This is a genomic window from Streptomyces sp. NPDC006510 (assembly GCF_040611955.1).
In the GTDB taxonomy this organism is placed as follows: Bacteria; Actinomycetota; Actinomycetes; order Streptomycetales; family Streptomycetaceae; genus Streptomyces.
The window spans coordinates 1-1,256 of sequence record NZ_JBEXPH010000469.1 but is presented as its reverse complement, the minus strand read 5'-3'; the positions used below and the strand labels follow the sequence as shown (position 1 = coordinate 1,256).

Below are 1,256 nucleotides of genomic sequence, written 5' to 3'. Positions count from 1 at the left end.
GGTCCGCGCCCTGGGCCTGCCCGAGCACCTCGAAGTCGTCGCCTACCTGTGCGTCGGTTACGTCGACGAGTTCCCCGAGGAGCCCGAGCTGATGCAGGCGGGCTGGTCCAAGCGCCGCCCGCTGTCCTGGGTCGTCCACGAGGAGACCTACGGCCGCCGCGCCCTGCCCGGTGAGGAGCCGCACGACCTGCTGCAGGAGACCATCTCCAACATCCGCCCGCTGGACGCCAAGGCGCTCGGCGAGGCGTGGGAACGCCAGAAGCGGATGACCAAGCCGGCCGGCGCGCTCGGCATGCTGGAGATCATCTCGGCCCAGCTGTCCGGGCTCTCCCGGATGTGCCCGCCGCCGATCCCGGAGCCCGCGGCCGTCGCGATCTTCGCGGGCGACCACGGGGTGCACGCCCAGGGCGTCACGGCCTGGCCGCAGGAGGTCACCGGCCAGATGGTCGCCAACTTCCTCGGCGGCGGCGCGGTCTGCAACGCGTTCGCGGCCCAGGTCGGCGCCGAGGTGTGCGTGGTCGACGTCGGCGTGGCCATGGAGCTGCCCGCGACGCCCGGCCTCCTGCCCCGCAAGGTGCGCGCCGGAACGGCCGACTTCACGACCGGCCCCGCGCTCACCCGCGAAGAGGTGATCGCGGCGATCGAGGTCGGCATCGAGACCGCCCGCGATCTGGTCGCGGCAGGCAACAAGGGCCTGCTCACCGGTGAGATGGGGATCGCCAACACCACGGCGTCGGCCGCGTTGATCTGTGTGTACACGGGCATGGACCCGGCCGAGGTGACCGGTCGCGGTACCGGCATCAACGACGAGATGCACGCCCGCAAGGTGGACGTCGTCCGCCGCGCCCTCGAACTCCACCAGCCCGACCCGGCCGACCCGATCGGTGTGCTCGCCGCGGTCGGCGGCCTGGAGCACGCCGCGATGGCGGGCTTCCTGCTCGGTGGCGCCTCGCTCCGTACGCCCGTCATCCTGGACGGCGTCAGCGCGGGTGCCGCGGCCCTGGTCGCCCGGGCGATCGCCCCCGAGGCCCTCGCCGCCTGCATCGCCGGCCACCGCAGCGCCGAGCCCGGCCACGTTGCCGCGCTCAACAAGCTGGGCCTGCGTCCGCTGGTCGACCTCGACCTCCGCCTCGGCGAAGGCACCGGAGCGCTGCTGGCGCTCGCCAGGTTCGAGGTGGGCGACGAGGTATACGGGATGCCGTTCTTCCCCCGCGCCGCCACCGGGTACGCCGAGTACGTCGCCGCACCGTCCCGCC

The 1,256-nt window shown here is 73.6% G+C and carries 1 protein-coding gene; it reads left to right on the top strand.

The features are described from left to right. Positions 1-1,256: nicotinate-nucleotide--dimethylbenzimidazole phosphoribosyltransferase (cobT, locus tag ABZY11_RS44565; RefSeq protein WP_356484630.1), on the top strand; the 1,256-nt coding region annotated here is incomplete at both ends.